General features: G+C 35.0%; 20 protein-coding genes and 1 pseudogene. 9 read left to right on the top strand and 12 right to left on the bottom strand.

The window, feature by feature from the left end; genetic code table 11:
• Window positions 1–226 precede the first annotated feature (226 nt).
• Window positions 227–1,795, top strand: a complete 1,569-nt coding sequence (locus MKL38_RS05010; RefSeq protein ID WP_209831023.1) for an acetyl-CoA C-acetyltransferase — start codon at window positions 227–229, stop codon at window positions 1,793–1,795.
• Between the two features lie 67 nt (window positions 1,796–1,862).
• Here MKL38_RS05010 and aceI read toward each other — a convergent pair whose 3' ends face one another.
• The gene (gene aceI, locus MKL38_RS05005; RefSeq protein WP_004643197.1) at window positions 1,863–2,297 is read right to left on the bottom strand and encodes a chlorhexidine efflux PACE transporter AceI; all 435 of its coding nucleotides are present in this window, start codon (window positions 2,295–2,297) and stop codon (window positions 1,863–1,865) included.
• 89 nt (window positions 2,298–2,386) lie between these two features.
• On the opposite strand from aceI, the gene MKL38_RS05000 reads away from it, so the two are divergent.
• From MKL38_RS05000 to leuE, 3 genes are all read left to right on the top strand, one after another.
• Window positions 2,387–3,280, top strand: a complete 894-nt coding sequence (locus MKL38_RS05000) for a LysR family transcriptional regulator (protein WP_209831024.1) — start codon at window positions 2,387–2,389, stop codon at window positions 3,278–3,280.
• 130 nt (window positions 3,281–3,410) lie between these two features.
• Entirely contained in the window at window positions 3,411–4,400 is a 990-nt protein-coding gene (gene tal, locus MKL38_RS04995; RefSeq protein ID WP_092706928.1) for a transaldolase, read from the top strand.
• 73 nt (window positions 4,401–4,473) lie between these two features.
• Window positions 4,474–5,124, top strand: a complete 651-nt coding sequence (gene leuE / locus MKL38_RS04990) for a leucine efflux protein LeuE (RefSeq protein ID WP_003652317.1) — start codon at window positions 4,474–4,476, stop codon at window positions 5,122–5,124.
• A gap of 49 nt (window positions 5,125–5,173) precedes the next feature.
• Here the strand turns inward: leuE and MKL38_RS04985 are convergent, their stop codons facing one another.
• A complete protein-coding gene (locus MKL38_RS04985; protein WP_209831025.1) occupies window positions 5,174–5,647 on the bottom strand; it encodes an Lrp/AsnC family transcriptional regulator in 474 nt (157 codons plus the stop codon).
• Between the two features lie 186 nt (window positions 5,648–5,833).
• Here MKL38_RS04985 and MKL38_RS04980 point away from each other — a divergent pair, with 186 nt between their 5' ends.
• Window positions 5,834–7,009: a benzoate/H(+) symporter BenE family transporter gene (locus tag MKL38_RS04980; RefSeq protein ID WP_270902697.1), complete on the top strand. Its 1,176-nt coding sequence runs from the start codon at window positions 5,834–5,836 to the stop codon at window positions 7,007–7,009.
• Window positions 7,010–7,067: 58 nt separating this feature from the next.
• Here MKL38_RS04980 and MKL38_RS04975 read toward each other — a convergent pair whose 3' ends face one another.
• The 3 genes from MKL38_RS04975 to MKL38_RS04965 all read right to left on the bottom strand — a co-directional run bounded on the left by MKL38_RS04975 (window position 7,068) and on the right by MKL38_RS04965 (window position 8,386).
• A complete protein-coding gene (locus MKL38_RS04975) occupies window positions 7,068–7,511 on the bottom strand; it encodes an RDD family protein (protein WP_092706924.1) in 444 nt (147 codons plus the stop codon).
• Window positions 7,512–7,808: 297 nt separating this feature from the next.
• Entirely contained in the window at window positions 7,809–7,982 is a 174-nt protein-coding gene (locus MKL38_RS04970; protein WP_045430822.1) for a hypothetical protein, read from the bottom strand.
• Window positions 7,983–8,158: 176 nt separating this feature from the next.
• A complete protein-coding gene (locus MKL38_RS04965) occupies window positions 8,159–8,386 on the bottom strand; it encodes a hypothetical protein (RefSeq protein WP_092707156.1) in 228 nt (75 codons plus the stop codon).
• Between the two features lie 290 nt (window positions 8,387–8,676).
• On the opposite strand from MKL38_RS04965, the gene MKL38_RS04960 reads away from it, so the two are divergent.
• Window positions 8,677–9,120, top strand: a complete 444-nt coding sequence (locus MKL38_RS04960; RefSeq protein WP_004643207.1) for a universal stress protein — start codon at window positions 8,677–8,679, stop codon at window positions 9,118–9,120.
• Between the two features lie 259 nt (window positions 9,121–9,379).
• The gene (locus MKL38_RS04955; protein WP_270902696.1) at window positions 9,380–10,966 is read left to right on the top strand and encodes an ATP-binding cassette domain-containing protein; all 1,587 of its coding nucleotides are present in this window, start codon (window positions 9,380–9,382) and stop codon (window positions 10,964–10,966) included.
• A 65-nt stretch (window positions 10,967–11,031) separates the two neighbouring features.
• Here the strand turns inward: MKL38_RS04955 and MKL38_RS04950 are convergent, their stop codons facing one another.
• Both MKL38_RS04950 and MKL38_RS04945 read right to left on the bottom strand, forming a co-directional pair.
• Complete coding sequence (locus tag MKL38_RS04950; RefSeq protein ID WP_270902695.1) at window positions 11,032–11,460, bottom strand: DNA breaking-rejoining protein; 429 nt, start codon at window positions 11,458–11,460, stop codon at window positions 11,032–11,034.
• 34 nt (window positions 11,461–11,494) lie between these two features.
• A pseudogene (locus MKL38_RS04945) lies at window positions 11,495–11,581 on the bottom strand (hypothetical protein); the annotation flags it as partial.
• A 77-nt stretch (window positions 11,582–11,658) separates the two neighbouring features.
• Between MKL38_RS04945 and MKL38_RS04940 the strand changes: the two are divergent.
• On the top strand, window positions 11,659–12,165 hold the full coding sequence (locus MKL38_RS04940; protein ID WP_270902694.1) for a GNAT family N-acetyltransferase: 507 nt from the start codon (window positions 11,659–11,661) through the stop codon (window positions 12,163–12,165).
• Between the two features lie 99 nt (window positions 12,166–12,264).
• On the opposite strand, the gene MKL38_RS04935 is transcribed toward MKL38_RS04940, so the two are convergent.
• From MKL38_RS04935 to MKL38_RS04920, 4 genes are all read right to left on the bottom strand, one after another.
• Window positions 12,265–12,627, bottom strand: a complete 363-nt coding sequence (locus tag MKL38_RS04935; RefSeq protein WP_005046479.1) for a NirD/YgiW/YdeI family stress tolerance protein — start codon at window positions 12,625–12,627, stop codon at window positions 12,265–12,267.
• A 248-nt stretch (window positions 12,628–12,875) separates the two neighbouring features.
• Window positions 12,876–13,163: a hypothetical protein gene (locus MKL38_RS04930; protein ID WP_005039828.1), complete on the bottom strand. Its 288-nt coding sequence runs from the start codon at window positions 13,161–13,163 to the stop codon at window positions 12,876–12,878.
• Between the two features lie 273 nt (window positions 13,164–13,436).
• Window positions 13,437–13,568, bottom strand: a complete 132-nt coding sequence (locus MKL38_RS04925) for a hypothetical protein (protein ID WP_209831030.1) — start codon at window positions 13,566–13,568, stop codon at window positions 13,437–13,439.
• A 152-nt stretch (window positions 13,569–13,720) separates the two neighbouring features.
• A complete protein-coding gene (locus MKL38_RS04920) occupies window positions 13,721–14,590 on the bottom strand; it encodes a LysR family transcriptional regulator (protein ID WP_017388154.1) in 870 nt (289 codons plus the stop codon).
• 235 nt (window positions 14,591–14,825) lie between these two features.
• Between MKL38_RS04920 and MKL38_RS04915 the strand changes: the two genes are divergently transcribed.
• Window positions 14,826–15,680 carry a DMT family transporter gene (locus tag MKL38_RS04915; RefSeq protein WP_270902693.1) on the top strand — a complete coding sequence of 285 codons (855 nt, stop codon included), beginning with the start codon at window positions 14,826–14,828 and terminating at the stop codon, window positions 15,678–15,680.
• 57 nt (window positions 15,681–15,737) lie between these two features.
• Here MKL38_RS04915 and MKL38_RS04910 read toward each other — a convergent pair whose 3' ends face one another.
• A complete protein-coding gene (locus MKL38_RS04910; protein ID WP_005046475.1) occupies window positions 15,738–16,001 on the bottom strand; it encodes a hypothetical protein in 264 nt (87 codons plus the stop codon).
• Window positions 16,002–16,402: the final 401 nt, after the last annotated feature.

Raw genomic sequence — 16,402 nt, 5'->3', positions numbered from 1 at the left:
CTCTCAAAGAAATGAATTTTCTACGACAGGCTTCATTATGTTAGGAAATGCGGAGAAACAGTATGAAAGCAGTCGTTCATTAGAGTCATCCCAAATCATACTTGAGTTGATCTTTTGATGTCTTGACCTGAATGCTATCTACAATGTCATTCTAGTCAATACAGGTCTATTTGAATTGTGTTAAGGTAGCGTATAAGAATATCGTTAATATGCTTGGAAAAGCCTTATGAGCAAAACAACTCAAGAAAATCCAGCAGTCGAGAATTCTGCTCAGGAAAAAGTGTCAAATACATCAAAGTCGGCTTCTAACACGGCTAAGCGTAACAGCACTACTCCTAAAGCAGCAACTAATACACAAAAAACGACACGTACTCGTTCAACGACTGCACCTGCACGAAGCCCTCGTAATAAGAGCGCTGCTTCTGCACCCCCTTCTACATCTTCTAATGTAGCTGCAGCACCAAAAGCAACAAAAACCAAAACTTCTGTTCAACAGGATAAAACCATGAGCCAAAACACTGTTCGCCGCGTTGCAATTATTGGTGGCAACCGCATTCCATTTGCACGTTCAAATACTGCTTATTTTAAAGCATCGAATTCTGACATGCTGACAGCAGCACTGAATGGTTTGGTTGAGCGCTTTAACTTACAAGGTAAGCGTATTGGTGAAGTCGTTGCTGGTGCTGTTTTAAAACACAGCCGTGACTTTAATATGACTCGTGAAGTTGTATTGAGCACTGATCTTGCTCCTGAAACTCCAGCTTACGACATTCAGATTGCTTGTGGTACAGGTTTACAAGCTGCTTTTGTTGTTGCTAACAAAATTGCGCTTGGTCAAATTGATGTAGGTATTGCAGGCGGTGTAGACACCACTTCTGATGCCCCAATCGCTGTTGGTGATGGCTTACGTAAAGTTTTACTTGAGCTCAATGTTGCTAAAACTGGTAAAGACCGTCTTAAAGCATTAACAAAAATTGATTTTAAAAAGCTTCTTGATGCGCCAAGCAATGGTGAACCACGTACTGGCCTTTCAATGGGTGAACACCAAGCAATTACTGCATTAGAATGGGGTATTACTCGCGAAGCTCAAGACGAACTCGCTGCAAGCAGCCATCAAAAACTTGCTGCTGCTTATGAGCGCGGTTTCTTTGATGACTTAATCACTCCATTCTTAGGTCTTAACCGTGACAACAACTTACGTGCAGACAGCACAGTTGAAAAACTTGCTAAATTAAAGCCTGTTTTCGGTAAAGGCGAAACTGCAACAATGACAGCTGGTAACTCAACTCCGTTGACTGATGGTGCATCTGTTGTGTTACTTGCTTCTGAAGAATGGGCAAAAGAAAACGGTCATGAAGTTTTAGCTTACCTTTCTTTCTCTGAAACCGCTGCTGTGGACTTCATTGGTAAAAATGGTCCTAAAGAAGGCTTATTGATGGCTCCTGCTTATGCAGTACCTCGTATGCTTAAGCGCGCTAATCTTAAACTTCAAGATTTTGATTTCTACGAAATCCATGAAGCGTTCGCATCTCAAGTATTGTCTACCCTTAAAGCATGGGAAGACGAAAAATTCTGTAAAGAACGTCTTGGTTTAGATGCACCTTTAGGTTCAATTGACCGCTCTAAACTTAACGTAAATGGCTCATCTTTAGGTGCGGGCCATCCATTTGCTGCAACTGGTGGCCGTATCTTGGCAACTGCTGCTAAATTGATTAATCAAAAAGGTTCAGGCCGCGCATTAATCTCTATCTGTACTGCTGGCGGTGAAGGTGTAGTTGCAATTGTAGAGAAATAATTTCTACATCTAACTACAAAAAATAAGCACCCATTTGGGTGCTTATTTGATTTTAGGATTTATAAATTTAGTGCAGTGAGGCAGCTTTTGCTTCAGGGAAAAACTTATCTTCGATATGGTCATAACACCATTGGAAAATGAAGGTATAGACCAAAATACATAAGGTTAAACCAATATCTAAAATAAGCGCATCAATGACATTCATTTGTAGCATATAAGCAATCATCGGCACTGTTGCAATCAGCAAACCGCCTTCAAAACCAACCGCATGCAAAATCCTTACAGGGATTGTTCGTTCCCAATTATATTTATGCTCTACTTTCTCAAAGTAGTGGTTAAAAATCATATTCCAAAAAACAGAAACCACTGCCATAAACACACCGAGTGTTCCGGTTACGTCCATAGGCATATCAAAAATAAAACTTAATGCAATCGCAATGATGACCAATAAAATTCCTTCATAACTGATTGCATGAATGATCCTTCTCTTGGAAATCAACATTTTTAAATACTCAATAATACTTGGATAATGTGCATTTTATTTTTATAATATTGATTAATCCAATCAGGTTCTTTCAGTTTTTTTGACAGATGAATATTAATCAAGAACAATTACTCATGTTTCAGGCCGTTATAGAAACTGGTTCGTTTTCAGCAGCAGCACGTAAACTTGGAAAAGTTCCTTCGGCTGTAAGCATGTCTATTGCCAACTTAGAAATTGATTTGGACTTAACCTTATTTGATCGTAAAGGTCGTGAGCCCGTCCCTACTGACGAAGCACGGGTGTTATATGAAAAGACTTCTCAGCTTTTGATTGAGATGAATCAATGGAAACAACATGCCCATGCGTTAAGCACAGGATTAGAAGCTAACTTAACCATTGTGATTGTTTCCGAATTACTACACACCAACTGGACCGATTATATTTGCCTTTTAGAGGGTCGTTTCCCTGACCTACAAATTAATATTGTTTCTGCCCCTCAAGAAGATGCCCTTCAAATGTTGTTAGATGGTTCTGCCCAACTTGCACTCATGTTTGAACGTGAGCATCTAGATAACAGAGAACAGTTTGTAGAGCTCAAACCTGAGGCTTTAATTCCAGTTATTTCAAATAGTCATCCACTCGCAAGCCAAAATCAGGTTTCTTATGAACAGATCCTCACAACACGACAAATTGTTGTGGCAAGTCGAGATGAGACATTAAAACCCGAATTACTTTTTTCGAAACATTACTGGCGTACAGATAACCACCACTCTGCTTGCTTAATGATTTTACGTGATCTGGGCTGGGGTGTTCTTCCTCAAGAAATGTTTAAAGAAAATCCTGAACTTAAAAACAAGCTTAAAATATTGAATTTATTAGATTTCACTCCAAGATTTGAATATTACGTAGATTTGGTATGGAGTCGTGAAAGTGAGCTCGGTGCCGCTGCCAGATTCCTTATTGAACATATCCGTAAGCAACGAATGCAACAGATCCCTTAAAATTATTTCAATTTAGATGTAGAACCTAAACGTTTTTCTTTGAAATATAACAATTGATATATCGACAGTATGAATAGACTTTGTGCTATAAAGAAAATATAAGATTTATTACTGAAGATGTTGAATATCAATGACTCATACAGCACTTGACCAATTAAAAACACTAACGACCGTTGTTGCCGACAGTAGCGACCTTGATGCAATTCGTAAATTTCGTCCATTAGACGCGACGACTAATCCTTCATTGATTACGGCAGCAGCAGAACAACCAGAAAGTAAAGAACTCATTGAAGATGCTTATTATCAAGCCAAAGAAGAAGGCTATAGCAACGATGAGTTGATTGAAAGAACCATTGATATTTTAACCGTAAAATTTGGTGTAGAAATTTTAAAACTGATTGAAGGTCGCGTTTCGACTGAAGTTGATGCTGCACTTTCATATAACACGGAAGCGACCATTCAAAAAGCTCATGAATTATGTGAACTTTACAAAGGTTATGGTATTGATCAGTCACGTATTCTTATTAAAATTGCGTCGACTTGGGAAGGTATTCAAGCCGCGAAAGTACTCGAAGCTGAAGGGATTGCTTGTAATCTCACTCTGCTTTTCGGATTACATCAAGCTCAAGCATGCGCAGATGCAAAAGTAACTTTAATTTCACCATTTGTAGGTCGTATTCTAGACTGGTACAAAAAAGCTGAAGGTGTAGATTCTTACCCAATCGAAAAAGACCCAGGTGTCGTTTCAGTTAAAAAAATCTACACCTATTACAAACAGCAAAATATCCCGACTCAAGTGATGGGTGCGAGCTTCCGTAGTATCGATCAAGTTCTTGGACTTGCTGGTTGTGATTTGCTAACGATCTCTCCAGGCTTACTTACCCAGCTCGAGCAAGATACACGTACAGTTGATGCAGCTCTTGATGCAACTAAATCAAAGCAAGCAGATGCTATTGTTAGACCAGCTCAAGATGAGCAAAGTTTTAAAGATGAACTTAACCATGACTTAATGGCATTCCAACTTTTACAAGGTGGTGTTGATGGCTTTATTAAAGCTCGTGACCAATTAAGTTTTTTATTGCGTCAGTCTTTTGGAATTGATGCGGAAATTAAACCTTAAAAAACTTCACTTTTCATACAAAATCACCGATTTTTGTTATCATGGCAAAAATCGGTTTTTTATTGGGTTTATCGTGTTCGGCATAACAGATTTAACAACATATATTATTGGTACATTCCTAATTGTGTTATTGCCGGGGCCCAATTCTCTCTATGTGATGTCAATTGCTTCACGTTATGGCATTAAAACTGGATATATGGGTGCATTAGGTATTTTTACCGGTGATCTTATTTTAATGCTTTGTACCGTACTGGGTGCAGCCTCTTTATTAAAAGCATTCCCATGGGTATTTGTTATTCTTAAATTAACAGGTGCACTTTATCTGTCTTATTTAGGCTTTAAGCTCTTACAAGGCAGTATTCAACGCTGGAAACAACGTAATCAACCACAACCTGAAATGGCTGATTTACCAGCTTTAGATAAAATTCATCCTTATAAAACAGCATTAAGTATCAGTTTACTCAACCCGAAAGCGATTTTATTTTTCTTATCTTTCTTTGTTCAATTTGTTGAACCTGACTATGCCTATCCCGCACTAAGCTTTTTAATTTTAGCGATTATTTTACAGGTGATTAGCTTTAGTTATTTAACTGCATTAATCTTCTCTGGAATTAAACTTTCAGCATTTTTTAAACAGAACCATAAAATTGCAGCAAGTAGTATTTTTTTAGTAGGGATTCTATTTTTCGGATTCGGTTTAAAACTGGCAACCTCAACAATCTAATAATCTTTATCCTAGTTTTTGCATTATAAAGTTAAAACATAATGAACTGCTAAAATGCCAGCATGCCATCTGTTTTAACTTCATTGAGCACAAAAAATGTTCTAACTTGTCTTACCCCCGGTAAAGCAATAATTTTTTCACTATGAAATCGGTTAAAAGCAGCTAAATCTTTAACACGAATTTTTAAAAAATAATCGACTTCTCCAGCAACCAGATAGCATTCTAGAACATTCTCCAAATCACCCGCCGCTTGTTCAAATGCTCGAAAGCTATCAGGCGTTGAACGGTCCAAAACCACACCGACTAGCACCACCGTATCACGCTGCACCATACTCGGATTAATCCGAGCGCGTACATCTAGAATTGCCCCAATCTTAAAAAGACGCTGTGTGTGATTCCAACAAGAAGAAGTACTTATACCTACAAGTTTGGCCAGTTCAGCATTACTTAAGCGCCCATTTTCTTGTAAAGCACGCATAATTTTAAGTTCAAGCACTGTCAAATTTTCAGTCTGTTCTTCCATAAAAGAATATCCCCAATTTAGTATTATTTAAGAAAGGAATAATAGCATTATTCAATATTTTGAAAATATTATTTCTATTTTAAGTTAAAAATAGAAAGCACCTTCTTTAAAAAAATTGTTAGATTTACCTAGCTGAAAGCAAAGACAGAAACATATTAATTTTTCAGGGATTTAGAACATTTAGCTATGCAAAAGATTCTTCGAGATTTTTCAATTCCGGCCGTATTTGCTGGCTTTATCACTTTTTTAATAGGTATAAGTGTTTCGGCCATTTTAGTGATTCAGGCGGCTCAAGCTTTAGGAGCTTCACCCGAGCAAATCACCTCATGGTTTTGGGCTTTAGGCTTAGGTATTGGTTTATCAGGATTCATACTTTCCTGGAAATTTAAATATCCTGTAGCGACAGCATGGTCAACCGCAGGCCTTGCTTTAATTATGGCAACCGGCAGTGGCTATAGTATAAATGAAGCGATTGGTGCTTTTTTAGTTGGTGGTTTACTGACTGCTATTTTAGGCTTTTCAGGTATATTTCAAAAAGCACTTTCATATATTCCTCAAAGCTTAACCAGTGCCATGCTTGCAGGTGTTTTACTCAAATTTGGTATTTCCCTGTTCGCCAGTTTGCAAAATGATTGGGAATTCGTTTTATCTTTACTGGTCATTTATATCATTACAAAAAGATTATGGCCCCGCTATAGCATTGTATTCACAGCACTTGCGGGTATTGCCCTGTGCCCTGTCTTTTTAGAATTTCATATGCCTACACTTCAGTGGTCTTTGGCTAAACCTGTTTGGATTAGTCCAGAATTTAGCTGGTCAGCACTTTTGGGCTTAGCTCTACCACTTTTTGTGATTAGCATGGCTTCGCAATATTTACCCGGAATTGCCATGATCAAGAGTTATGGCTATAAACCGCATGTTAATCAACTGATTGGCTGGACAGGTTTAACCCAAGTTGTGCTTGCACCTTTTGGTTGTTATAGCGTAAATATTGCTGCGATTAGTGCTGCTGTAAGCTTAGATGATCAAGTCCACCCTGACCCAAGTAAACGATATATTGCAGGCATGAGCTGTGGTTTTTTCTACATTTTAATGGGCTTGTTTGCTGCGACACTAACAAGCTTACTCATGTCTTTTCCACATATCTTTATTGTAGCTTTAGCTGGCATTGCATTATTTGGTACGATCAGCCACAACATTGCAATCGCATTTGCTCAGGTTGAAGATCGTGAAGCTGCATTATTTACCTTTTTATGTAGTGCTTCGGGCATTCAATTTTTCGGTATCGGATCGGCCTTTTGGGGACTTATTGTAGGTGTTGTTGTATATTTTATTTTAAAACTTAAAGTCAAAAAAAGTTAATAAAAAAGCGTTCATAGTCCCTATTTTCAATGCTATGAACGCTTTTTCATCTTATTTCTTATAGCTCTCTCACTACAACTGACTTCGCCATTTTGTCATGCCAACCTTGTTTTTTAGCATCAAATGCGACCCAAAAAAGACCAATACCAAATACTAAAATTGATGGAATGTAGCCAATGTATCGAATAATACTCTGCATGACTGTTAGCTTATTGCCTGTTTTTTCATCTAAAACTTTTAATCGCATCAATCGTTTACCTGGAGTACCTGCAAAATACAGCCAACATAAAATTGAATACAATAAAGGAAATACATAGTTCACGATTAAATCAAACCCATAATTTTGTGGTTTCGCACTTAAGCCTGTGGCAAAGACTAAGTCATAATCCCCCTGATAAAAAATCCATGCCGCAGGAATAATTGCCAAAAAAAGAATAAGAGTATCAATAATCATTGCACCAAATCTTAACCAGAACCCTGCATACTCATACTTATAAGTCATGCTCACCTCGCTTTGTTATTGTTTAATAGCTACAAACGCTTTTACAATTTTACTTTTATCCTAAATGAAACTTTTTTATTTTTAAATACTTAAATAAATTTAAAATTTTCTACTTTTATATTTTATATTTTATATTTTATATTTTATATTTTATTGTAATAATTTCGATCAAAAAAACGTTATTACATCAATATTCACCATAAAAACTAATTTAATCTTTTTTAGAACTGAAATTTTTCGTTTCAGCTCTATTGAAACAGTTTTATAGACAATTAAAAATATAAATACATATTATATTTATCTCCAGAACAAAATATCTAATTTAAATTCTGTTTTTAATAATAATGCTGCAAACAATAGAGCTAATCCAATAAAAATTAAAAAAACAATTAAACTGACTAATCCATAAACAATAGCTACACTACCTAATATAGTTAAAACATAAAATATAATTACACTGAGTGTTGGCATCTCGATTTATTCCACTACTTAAAAATAAAAGCAATTTATTCTATCGAGTTTATAAACGATTGCTGTTTTCAAATGTTGGTTACACTATTAATTTGTTTCATCATACAATAATCATGTTATTAAACTTATTTAGTGTTACTTTACTTTAATAAACAGTGATGCATTTCACATAAATTTTATTTTATTTCAAAGTAATGCTTTTCAGTCACAAGTTTAATTTTTAAATTTTTATATAACCGCTCTTTTGAATCTTCTAATGAAGGGACAACTTTTTCTGCAAATTTATCTTCGGTCATCAGTCTGGCATACGTTTTATAACCAACGACTAATTTTTCGGGTTCTTTACCTGTTTGACGAAACTCTTCAATGAGTTTATTGATTTTCTTTGCTGTTAAATCAGCCATCTTCATCACTCTCCCCTTAGTTCACTATTTTGTTATACGTTTTCTATATGACAGAAATATGAACGGTAATTTTTTGTAATTTTCATGTAAATATTATCAATTATTCAGCAATAGCTCTTAAACTCCATCACAATCAATATAAGAATAAACACAACCAATTGATTTAAAGTAATTTTATTTAATTTTTCTTTCCTTTAGTCGAATAGATGTTTACCGAGAATGAAATATGTTAATCTTTAATTAATAAATGCTTCATACATATAACAACTGTAAATAAGAGGAATAACATTATGAATTACCAACATATTATTGTACCTGTCGATGGTTCTGAAATTTCTTTAGCAGCAGCAAGACAAGCAGCTCATATTGCAAAGGCATTTGGGAGTAAATTGACCGCTATTAGCTTAGTTGCGGTAGATCCTTTTAGCGGCGTAGATTTTTATTACATCTCACCTGTTGTAAAAGATTATTTTGTTGAAGCACGTGCCAATGCAGAAAAAACTCTCGCAAAAGTAAAAGCTTTATGCGCCGAAGAAGGTATTGATGCCGAAACTCAGATTATCCAAGGTGAAATTTCTTCAGATGGTATCTTAAAAGCTGTAGAAGGCTTAGGTTCCGATTTGATTGTAATTGGTTCTCATGGTCGCAAAGGCTTCCAAAAACTTATTTTGGGTAGTTTTGCTCAAGATGTTTTAAACAGTACCAAAATTCAGGTATTGGTTGTAAAAGAATAAACTTTTTTTAGATGCAAAAAACCCAATCCAATGATTGGGTTTTTAACAAAGTAGATTGCATAAATTTTACAATAGCCAAAAACCCAGATAGAATAGTTTCTTATTCTTTCAATTTCGTGAGTCACGCCAATGAAGTAAGTCTTTTTTCTCATCATTTTTTCTTTTTTTGATGTGCAAAATAGACTATTTTTTGTGATTTAACGTCTCTGCTTAAAACTGCTTTTTCCTATTTTGTACATCCTGTATTTATGAGGTTTTTATGACTCAGCAGGCATGTGTAATATCACAGCTGACTTTAGAATTTTCATCTAAAGTCATGTTTAAACAACTAAATTTTAGCCTTGAATCGAATCAGGTGTCTGCCTTAATTGGCCGTAATGGTCAAGGTAAATCTTTGCTTATGCAAATGTTAAATCAGACGCTTAAAGCAGATTCAATTCTTACATCTGGACAAATATCTTGGCATGTAAAACATGCTTATTTACCTCAACTGCATCGGTTAACGGGACTGACCATAGCTAAAGCATTAGATATCTTAGACATTTATCAAGCTTTTAAAAGAGTTGAGCAAGGTGTTGCCAGTTTCAATGATTATGATTTACTGGAAGGCAAATGGGATTTACCTACCTTATGGAATACCGTCTTAGAATCCGCTCATTTGCCCACTGATTTAGACTTTCCAGTTAAAAACTTAAGTGAAGGTCAAAAAACCAAGTTGGCCTTAAGCTGTTTATTTTTAAAATCAGATCACTACTTACTTCTTGATGAACCTAGCAATCATTTAGATCAAGACTCTAGAAAATGGTTAATTGACCATTTAAGAAGACACCCAGCAGGTGCACTTATCATTAGTCATGACCGCACTTTGTTAAATGAGGTAGACCATATCTATCACTTAAATGAACATGGTTTACATCACACAACCGGAAACTATGAGAAATTTGACGAGCAATATCAAACTCATGTTGCAGCTTTAGAGCAAGCTTTTCAACAAAGCCAACGTGATGTTAAACATATGAAGCAAAAGCAACATGATGTATTAATGAACGCTCAAAAACGTGAACGTGCTGGCAATAAATTAAGAGAATCAAACTCTCAAGCCAAAATTTTGCTCGACTTTAAAAAGGAACAAGCGGGCCAAAGTATTGCGGCTATACAGTCACAGCATCAACGACAAATTTCAAATAGTCAAAACGAGTTAAAAGACAAAAAAATGCGTCTTGAAACCGTCAAACCACAACAGTTTGTCTTCCCCACTTTTCATAAAAAATCTGGAGAGATTCTTCGAATTAAGAAACTCAAACTGAACTATGGGACTCAACAACCTATAGATTTAGCTGCACATGCAGCCGAAAAAATTCACATAACGGGTCAAAATGGTATTGGAAAGTCAACGCTGCTTAAAGCAATCAATGCACAGAAGAATCAGTCCTGTGACAGCATTCAATTATTTGTAGAGTGCTTTTATCTCGATCAAAACTTTAGCTTTTTATGTGATGAAATGTCTGTTATTGAGAATTTAACCCACATGAATAATGAGCTTTCAGAATTGGAATGGAGAAATTTATTAGGCCAACTCCGAATTCGCGGTGATAAAAGTACTTATCTCTTGTCGCAACTAAGTGGGGGTGAAAAACTAAAAGTAGCTTTATTGGCCCTTAGCCAGATAGAACCTACACCTGAACTCCTGTTATTAGATGAACCCGAAAATCATTTAGATATTGAATCGAGAGAATTATTAGCTAGTGCCATTCAGAGTTATGAAGGTGCTGTATTACTAGTTTCACATGATCAAATGTTTGTTGAAAGTTGTGGCATTTACGAGTCATTTTCTTTAACCGAATAGTGACTATCTCTATCATTTTCAAATTTACTAGCTCTCATATGAAAGCTAGTAAATTTTATAAAATATTATTTTTTTACTTTATTTAATAATTCGACATCGAGACTATATTTCACAGTTTTATTTTTACGAGCACTATTACGCATTTGATAAACTTGAATAATATAATCGCCATCAACTGGCAAAGTAAGTTCTCCTTTCGATCCTATAGTTGAGCCAATTAATAATGCATTATCTTTACCTGGTTTTTTACCTGGTGCAAAAATATTGGCATAGGCTAGATTACCAAGACTATTAATATTAAATTTTAATACTTGTCCATTCTTTGCATAAACCCTGTACCTTACATCATCATAGCCCTGAAATTTTCCAGTTAATGTGGTATGTGTTGAACCTTGTAAAAAATTAACTTTTTGCTCAATATTTTTAGCTAAAACAGTGAAGGATGTAGTTGAAATCAGTGTAGATAATAATAAAGTTTTAATGATTTTTTTCAATTTTTAATCCTCAAATTATTTTTAAATTATTATATTAAAAATAATTTTTATAAAATTTTACTTTATGTATGATTTTGATGAGTAGTAGTTGTTTTTTATAACCAATAACAAATAAAGTATCTTAGAAATCTAAATTACAGTTTTACTTATTTAAAAAATTAAAGCATATGATTGGTCAATAAATAAGGAAGAATTTTAATGAATATTACGATTCGTGATGAACGAAATGAGGATGTTGAAGCAATAGAAAAACTAACAAAAGCAGCATTTGAAAATGCTGAGCACACCAGTCATACAGAACATTTTATTGTGAGTAGTTTAAGAAACCACGGACAATTGACCATCTCTCTAGTCGCGATTGAAGATAGCGCTGTTATAGGACATGTTGCTATTTCTCCTGTTCAAATGAGTTCAGGGGAAATGGGTTGGTATGGTTTAGGCCCTATTTCTGTTCATCCAAATAAACAAGGGGTTGGTATTGGCTCGCTTCTGATGAATAAATCACTAGATAAATTAAAAAAACTAGGTGCAAAAGGATGTGTTTTACTGGGCGATCCCAACTATTACAGCCGATTTGGTTTTAAAACCTATCCTGAGCTAATTTTGCCCGATGTACCAAGTGAATATTTCCAAGCCTTAAGTTTTTCAGGCAAGATTGCTAAAGGATATGTAAGCTATCATGAGGCATTTAATGCAACACAATAATAAAAATTACCGTCGTTAAAAAGAAAACTCCTATTTGCAGGAGTTCTCTTTTTAATGTTTTCGATATATCTAAGTAGTATTAACCTAAATTTTCAGATTTTATTTAACTTTTTCAATCTTAAAAACTTCAATATCAGTTGGCTTAACTCTATGTGTATCCACCTCTCCCACAACACGGACTTTATCTCCGGCTTTTAGTTGTAAAGGTTTCCATAAGTCATCATCTATATCAATTACAATTGACCCAGTTGCATCTTTAAACTCAAAATGATCACCAGCAATATGCTTTACAATGGTGCCTGTTAACGTAACACCAGACTCATCAGCCAAGGTTTTTGCTTTAGACACAGTGACTACATTTTTTGTCGCTTCTTTCAATAAGGCAGCATCTGGTTTAGCCAATACCGCATTGCTACCCAATAAAGCCAACCCAGTGAGTGTGGCTAAGAATATTTTTTTCATTACGATGACCTACTTTTAATGTTCTTAGTTATATAAACAAATTCTTTTAAACTTATAGATTTAGCTTTTGTGGTTTTTTGTATCTTATTAAAGTCTTTGTTTAATGAGGATAAATAGAAACACCAAATAATCTGTTTAAGTTTTCTCTTTCAACAATCATTTTGAGCATTTAGTTTTTTCGTTAATTTACTTAAGAAAACGTTTTTCTTAAGTAAATTGAACTCAGCATTAAAAATATCAATTAATGGTTAAACAACAAGTTGCCCTAAATCCAATAAAACATTCATGGCTTCCGTCTCGTCTGTTGTTTGCATCACAATCATTCGGTCATATGAAATTCCACCAATCTCAATATAGATTTTCGGATGTGGAAGCTGAGGAATATAGACTTTTAAAGGTTGATAAAGAGCAAGAAGATAACCAAATGAATCATAAGGATAATGATCATTTTTTAATGTCTTCTTTACCACAACATAAGTATTCAATATGTCTAGAATAAAGCCATATTCATTTTCAGAATGAAACTTAGCGTCCATACCCACCTCCTTGATTAATTAATATTTTTATAATCAAATTTAAAGGTTAAATTTCTGATCTGATGGCATTTGAACCAATTTACTTTAAATATAGAGTTATATTTAAAATGATTGGTGTTGGATTTAAATATATTTAAAACCTAGCATATTAGTCAACATATTTTGAACAGCACCATTAAAAATAAATATTGTGAGTTACAAATCACACTTTAGAGTAAAAATAAAAAGATATAAAAAAACCCATCTTACGATGGGCCTAAGCATTCATATAGATCATGAATCTTTGTCTATTGAATGAGGTGTTGTCGTTTTATCTTGCTGTTTTGTATCATTTTCACCTTGGCAAGCGCTCACACTTAAAGAAATAATCGCAGCCAAACCTAAGGTAGCCATAATTTTTGTCATACTTCGCCTCATGAATTGTTCAGATAGTGAGTTAATAAATACTTTTTATTCGTTTTACGATCAGCATACGTTTCTAGGCTTTTTTGTAGATTTAGCGCAAAAATGTAAAGCTCTTTAGTTTTACATTTAAATATCAACTTAAGATTTGACCATTAAACGTTAACTGAGTGTCTGAGCGTTTTAATGAGTAATTCATATAAGTGATCTACAGCCTTCGACTCTAACGATGACCTACTCCGATAAACCGCAGCTTCCATCGGCTCTAAAGGTCCGAGGCCATGATCTGCACCTAATATAGTTAAATGCTCAGGCGCGCTACATTGCGTAAACACAGCGATTGCTAAACCGCTTTCAACTGCTGCAATTTGGCCCGCTAAACTTGAACTGTTGTAGACCACACGATAACGGCGCCCTTGTAATGCTAAAGAATGAATAGCGCTCTTTTTGGCTTGGCTCGTACTTTCGTAAACTGCAATTGGAAGTGGGTCTTCTCGCCAAAGTTCAAACTGTGGAGACCCTACCCACACCATCGGTTCATGGAATAAAAGTGTTCCTTGACGAGTGTTGTCTCTCGATATTAATGCCAAATCTATATCACCACTTTCTACCCGCGGAATTAAAGATGTAGATTGCTCACAGATCAACTCAATTTCAACCCCTCCATAACGCGGTGCAAAACGCTTGAGTACGGGTGTTAAATATTTAGCAGCATAATCATCGGGTACTCCAAGGCGTATACGGCCCTTCAACTCATCTCCATGAAATGCCATTTGTGCTTCTGCATGTAAATCGAGAATACGGCGCGCATAACCTAAAAGTAGTTGTCCTTGAGAGGTTAATTCAATTTGTCGGTGCGTTCGTATTAAAAGTTGGCAATGTAGAGCTTCTTCTAGTTTTTTCAATTGCATACTAACAGCAGATTGTGAACGATAAAGCTCAGGTGCTGCATTTGACAATGAGCCAGTATCTACTACTGTGACAAAACACTTCAGCCAATCAATTTGTAGGTTTTTTAAAGTCATTACAATTTATCTATTCGATTTTCAAATAGTATATAAAAGAATTATGCGCTTTTCTTTACATATTCTCTCTCCCATACTGAAATCATAATAAGTTCAAAGCGATTTATTTGTCCTATCCACAATTTTAACCAAGATCAGTACATGATTAATGACTGAACAACACATTAATAACTGCATTTACTAACAATTTTATCACTTCGTATTTCTTAGGTATTACACACTAGGAGGAGGTTTTATGCGCCTAAATAAACAGATGCTTGCATCACAAAGTGCAACATCCGCTTTTGTTTTACTCTGGGGTAGTGCCGCAATTTTTACTCGATGGGGGTTAGATAATGCCTCGCCCATAGCATTATTAATTCTGCGTTTTTCAACTGCTTTGATTGTTCTGTTTGTACTTGCTCTTTTTAGAAAAAGACTTTTACCCAAACATGGAACTCGAAAACAAGTTTTGCTCACTGGGCTACTTATTATTGCAGGTTATTCAATTTGCTATTTTAAAGCCATGGCCCATGGAGTCACTCCTGGCTTAATGGCAACAATTATGGGAATACAGCCTATACTCACGCTTTGCCTTATGGAAAAGAATTGGCAAAAAGAAAGACTGTTAGGATTATGCATCTCTTTAGCGGGGCTCATACTTTTAGTCTGGAAAAGCCTGACAATGTCTTTTATTGCTCCTATTGGTGTGCTGTTTGCCTTGGCTGCCCTAATCTGTATAACTTTTGGGGCCATCATGCAAAAGAACATTCAACAAGCCCCTACAGATGTCTTACCGCTACAATATGTCATCAGTCTTATCGTCTGCTTATTTATAGTACCTTTTGAACATTTTGAAATAACATGGAATTCACAACTGATTATTTCAGTCTTATTTCTTGGAATTTTAATTTCTGTAGTTGCTCAGCTTTTACTTTACCGACTTCTAAGTCAGGGTAATATTGTAAATGTGACAAGCCTGTTCTATCTGGTTCCTATCGTGACTGCACTTTTAGATTTTCTAATTTTAAAAAATAAGTTACCACTAGCAGGTGTAATTGGCATGATTGCAATTTTGCTAGGCATAATGCTCGTATTTAAAAAGAAATAATTCTTAAAGATTTTAGGGGGCAACCCTCGGTTGAGGGTTTTATTTTTGAATACCAACTTAAACCAATTTTTTCCAGTCAGTGCCGATTTGAGCTAATGCGGGTAATTCATCACTGTTAAAAACATTAAAATTTTGGTCAATCGCAAATCGGTAGATAGGTATAGAATCAGCTTCAGTTTTCTTAAAGAAACTGAAGTTTTCAGTAAGATGATAATTGCCAGCTTCTGTAGATTTTATTGCTGTTCCTGACGGTATATGAATATAACTTTCACACACTACTTCAACGTTCTTTCCATCAAGATCCTGATATGAAAATTTCATGCTTCAATCCTTTTTAAATTTTTATGATTGAGAAAAACTTAACATGCTATTTGATGAGATTATGGAAACTTTTTTCAACTAATTGTTTAAGTGTGTATATTTGGTTAAAACTAGAATACTTTTTTAAAGATAAAAATTAGCTAATCAAATATTAAGCACCTTTCAAACACTTTAGTTAAGCCTATTAAAAGACTATATGAATAATTAAGAAGTTTTAAATAACTATTCGTAATGTTTTCTTCTTTGTTGCTTCAATTTCAGATATACTGCACTTAGTATGAGATGAGCCTTATATAGTTCATTGCTAGATCAATGAACGACTAAGCCCTTCGCTTTCGAGCAAGGGCTTTTTTAATGCCTATAATTTGAGAAAATTATGCCTATATGAACTGTTCGGTCGA

It is taken from the genome of Acinetobacter sp. AOR14_HL (assembly GCF_027855175.1).
In the GTDB taxonomy this organism is placed as follows: Bacteria; Pseudomonadota; Gammaproteobacteria; order Pseudomonadales; family Moraxellaceae; genus Acinetobacter; species Acinetobacter calcoaceticus.
The sequence above is the reverse complement of the archived record's forward strand: the minus strand, read 5'-3'. Positions and strand labels throughout refer to the sequence as shown.

Coding starts and splice junctions, on each gene's coding strand:
- MKL38_RS05010 (WP_209831023.1), top strand. CDS start 227: ATGAGCAAAACAACTCAAGAAAATCCAGCAGTCGAGAATTCTGCTCAG.
- aceI (WP_004643197.1), bottom strand. CDS start 2,297: ATGTTGATTTCCAAGAGAAGGATCATTCATGCAATCAGTTATGAAGGA.
- MKL38_RS05000 (WP_209831024.1), top strand. CDS start 2,387: ATGAATATTAATCAAGAACAATTACTCATGTTTCAGGCCGTTATAGAA.
- tal (WP_092706928.1), top strand. CDS start 3,411: ATGACTCATACAGCACTTGACCAATTAAAAACACTAACGACCGTTGTT.
- MKL38_RS04985 (WP_209831025.1), bottom strand. CDS start 5,647: ATGGAAGAACAGACTGAAAATTTGACAGTGCTTGAACTTAAAATTATG.
- MKL38_RS04980 (WP_270902697.1), top strand. CDS start 5,834: ATGCAAAAGATTCTTCGAGATTTTTCAATTCCGGCCGTATTTGCTGGC.
- MKL38_RS04975 (WP_092706924.1), bottom strand. CDS start 7,511: ATGACTTATAAGTATGAGTATGCAGGGTTCTGGTTAAGATTTGGTGCA.
- MKL38_RS04970 (WP_045430822.1), bottom strand. CDS start 7,982: ATGCCAACACTCAGTGTAATTATATTTTATGTTTTAACTATATTAGGT.
- MKL38_RS04965 (WP_092707156.1), bottom strand. CDS start 8,386: ATGGCTGATTTAACAGCAAAGAAAATCAATAAACTCATTGAAGAGTTT.
- MKL38_RS04960 (WP_004643207.1), top strand. CDS start 8,677: ATGAATTACCAACATATTATTGTACCTGTCGATGGTTCTGAAATTTCT.
- MKL38_RS04955 (WP_270902696.1), top strand. CDS start 9,380: ATGACTCAGCAGGCATGTGTAATATCACAGCTGACTTTAGAATTTTCA.
- MKL38_RS04940 (WP_270902694.1), top strand. CDS start 11,659: ATGAATATTACGATTCGTGATGAACGAAATGAGGATGTTGAAGCAATA.
- MKL38_RS04935 (WP_005046479.1), bottom strand. CDS start 12,627: ATGAAAAAAATATTCTTAGCCACACTCACTGGGTTGGCTTTATTGGGT.
- MKL38_RS04930 (WP_005039828.1), bottom strand. CDS start 13,163: ATGGACGCTAAGTTTCATTCTGAAAATGAATATGGCTTTATTCTAGAC.
- MKL38_RS04925 (WP_209831030.1), bottom strand. CDS start 13,568: ATGACAAAAATTATGGCTACCTTAGGTTTGGCTGCGATTATTTCTTTA.
- MKL38_RS04920 (WP_017388154.1), bottom strand. CDS start 14,590: ATGACTTTAAAAAACCTACAAATTGATTGGCTGAAGTGTTTTGTCACA.
- MKL38_RS04915 (WP_270902693.1), top strand. CDS start 14,826: ATGCGCCTAAATAAACAGATGCTTGCATCACAAAGTGCAACATCCGCT.
- MKL38_RS04910 (WP_005046475.1), bottom strand. CDS start 16,001: ATGAAATTTTCATATCAGGATCTTGATGGAAAGAACGTTGAAGTAGTG.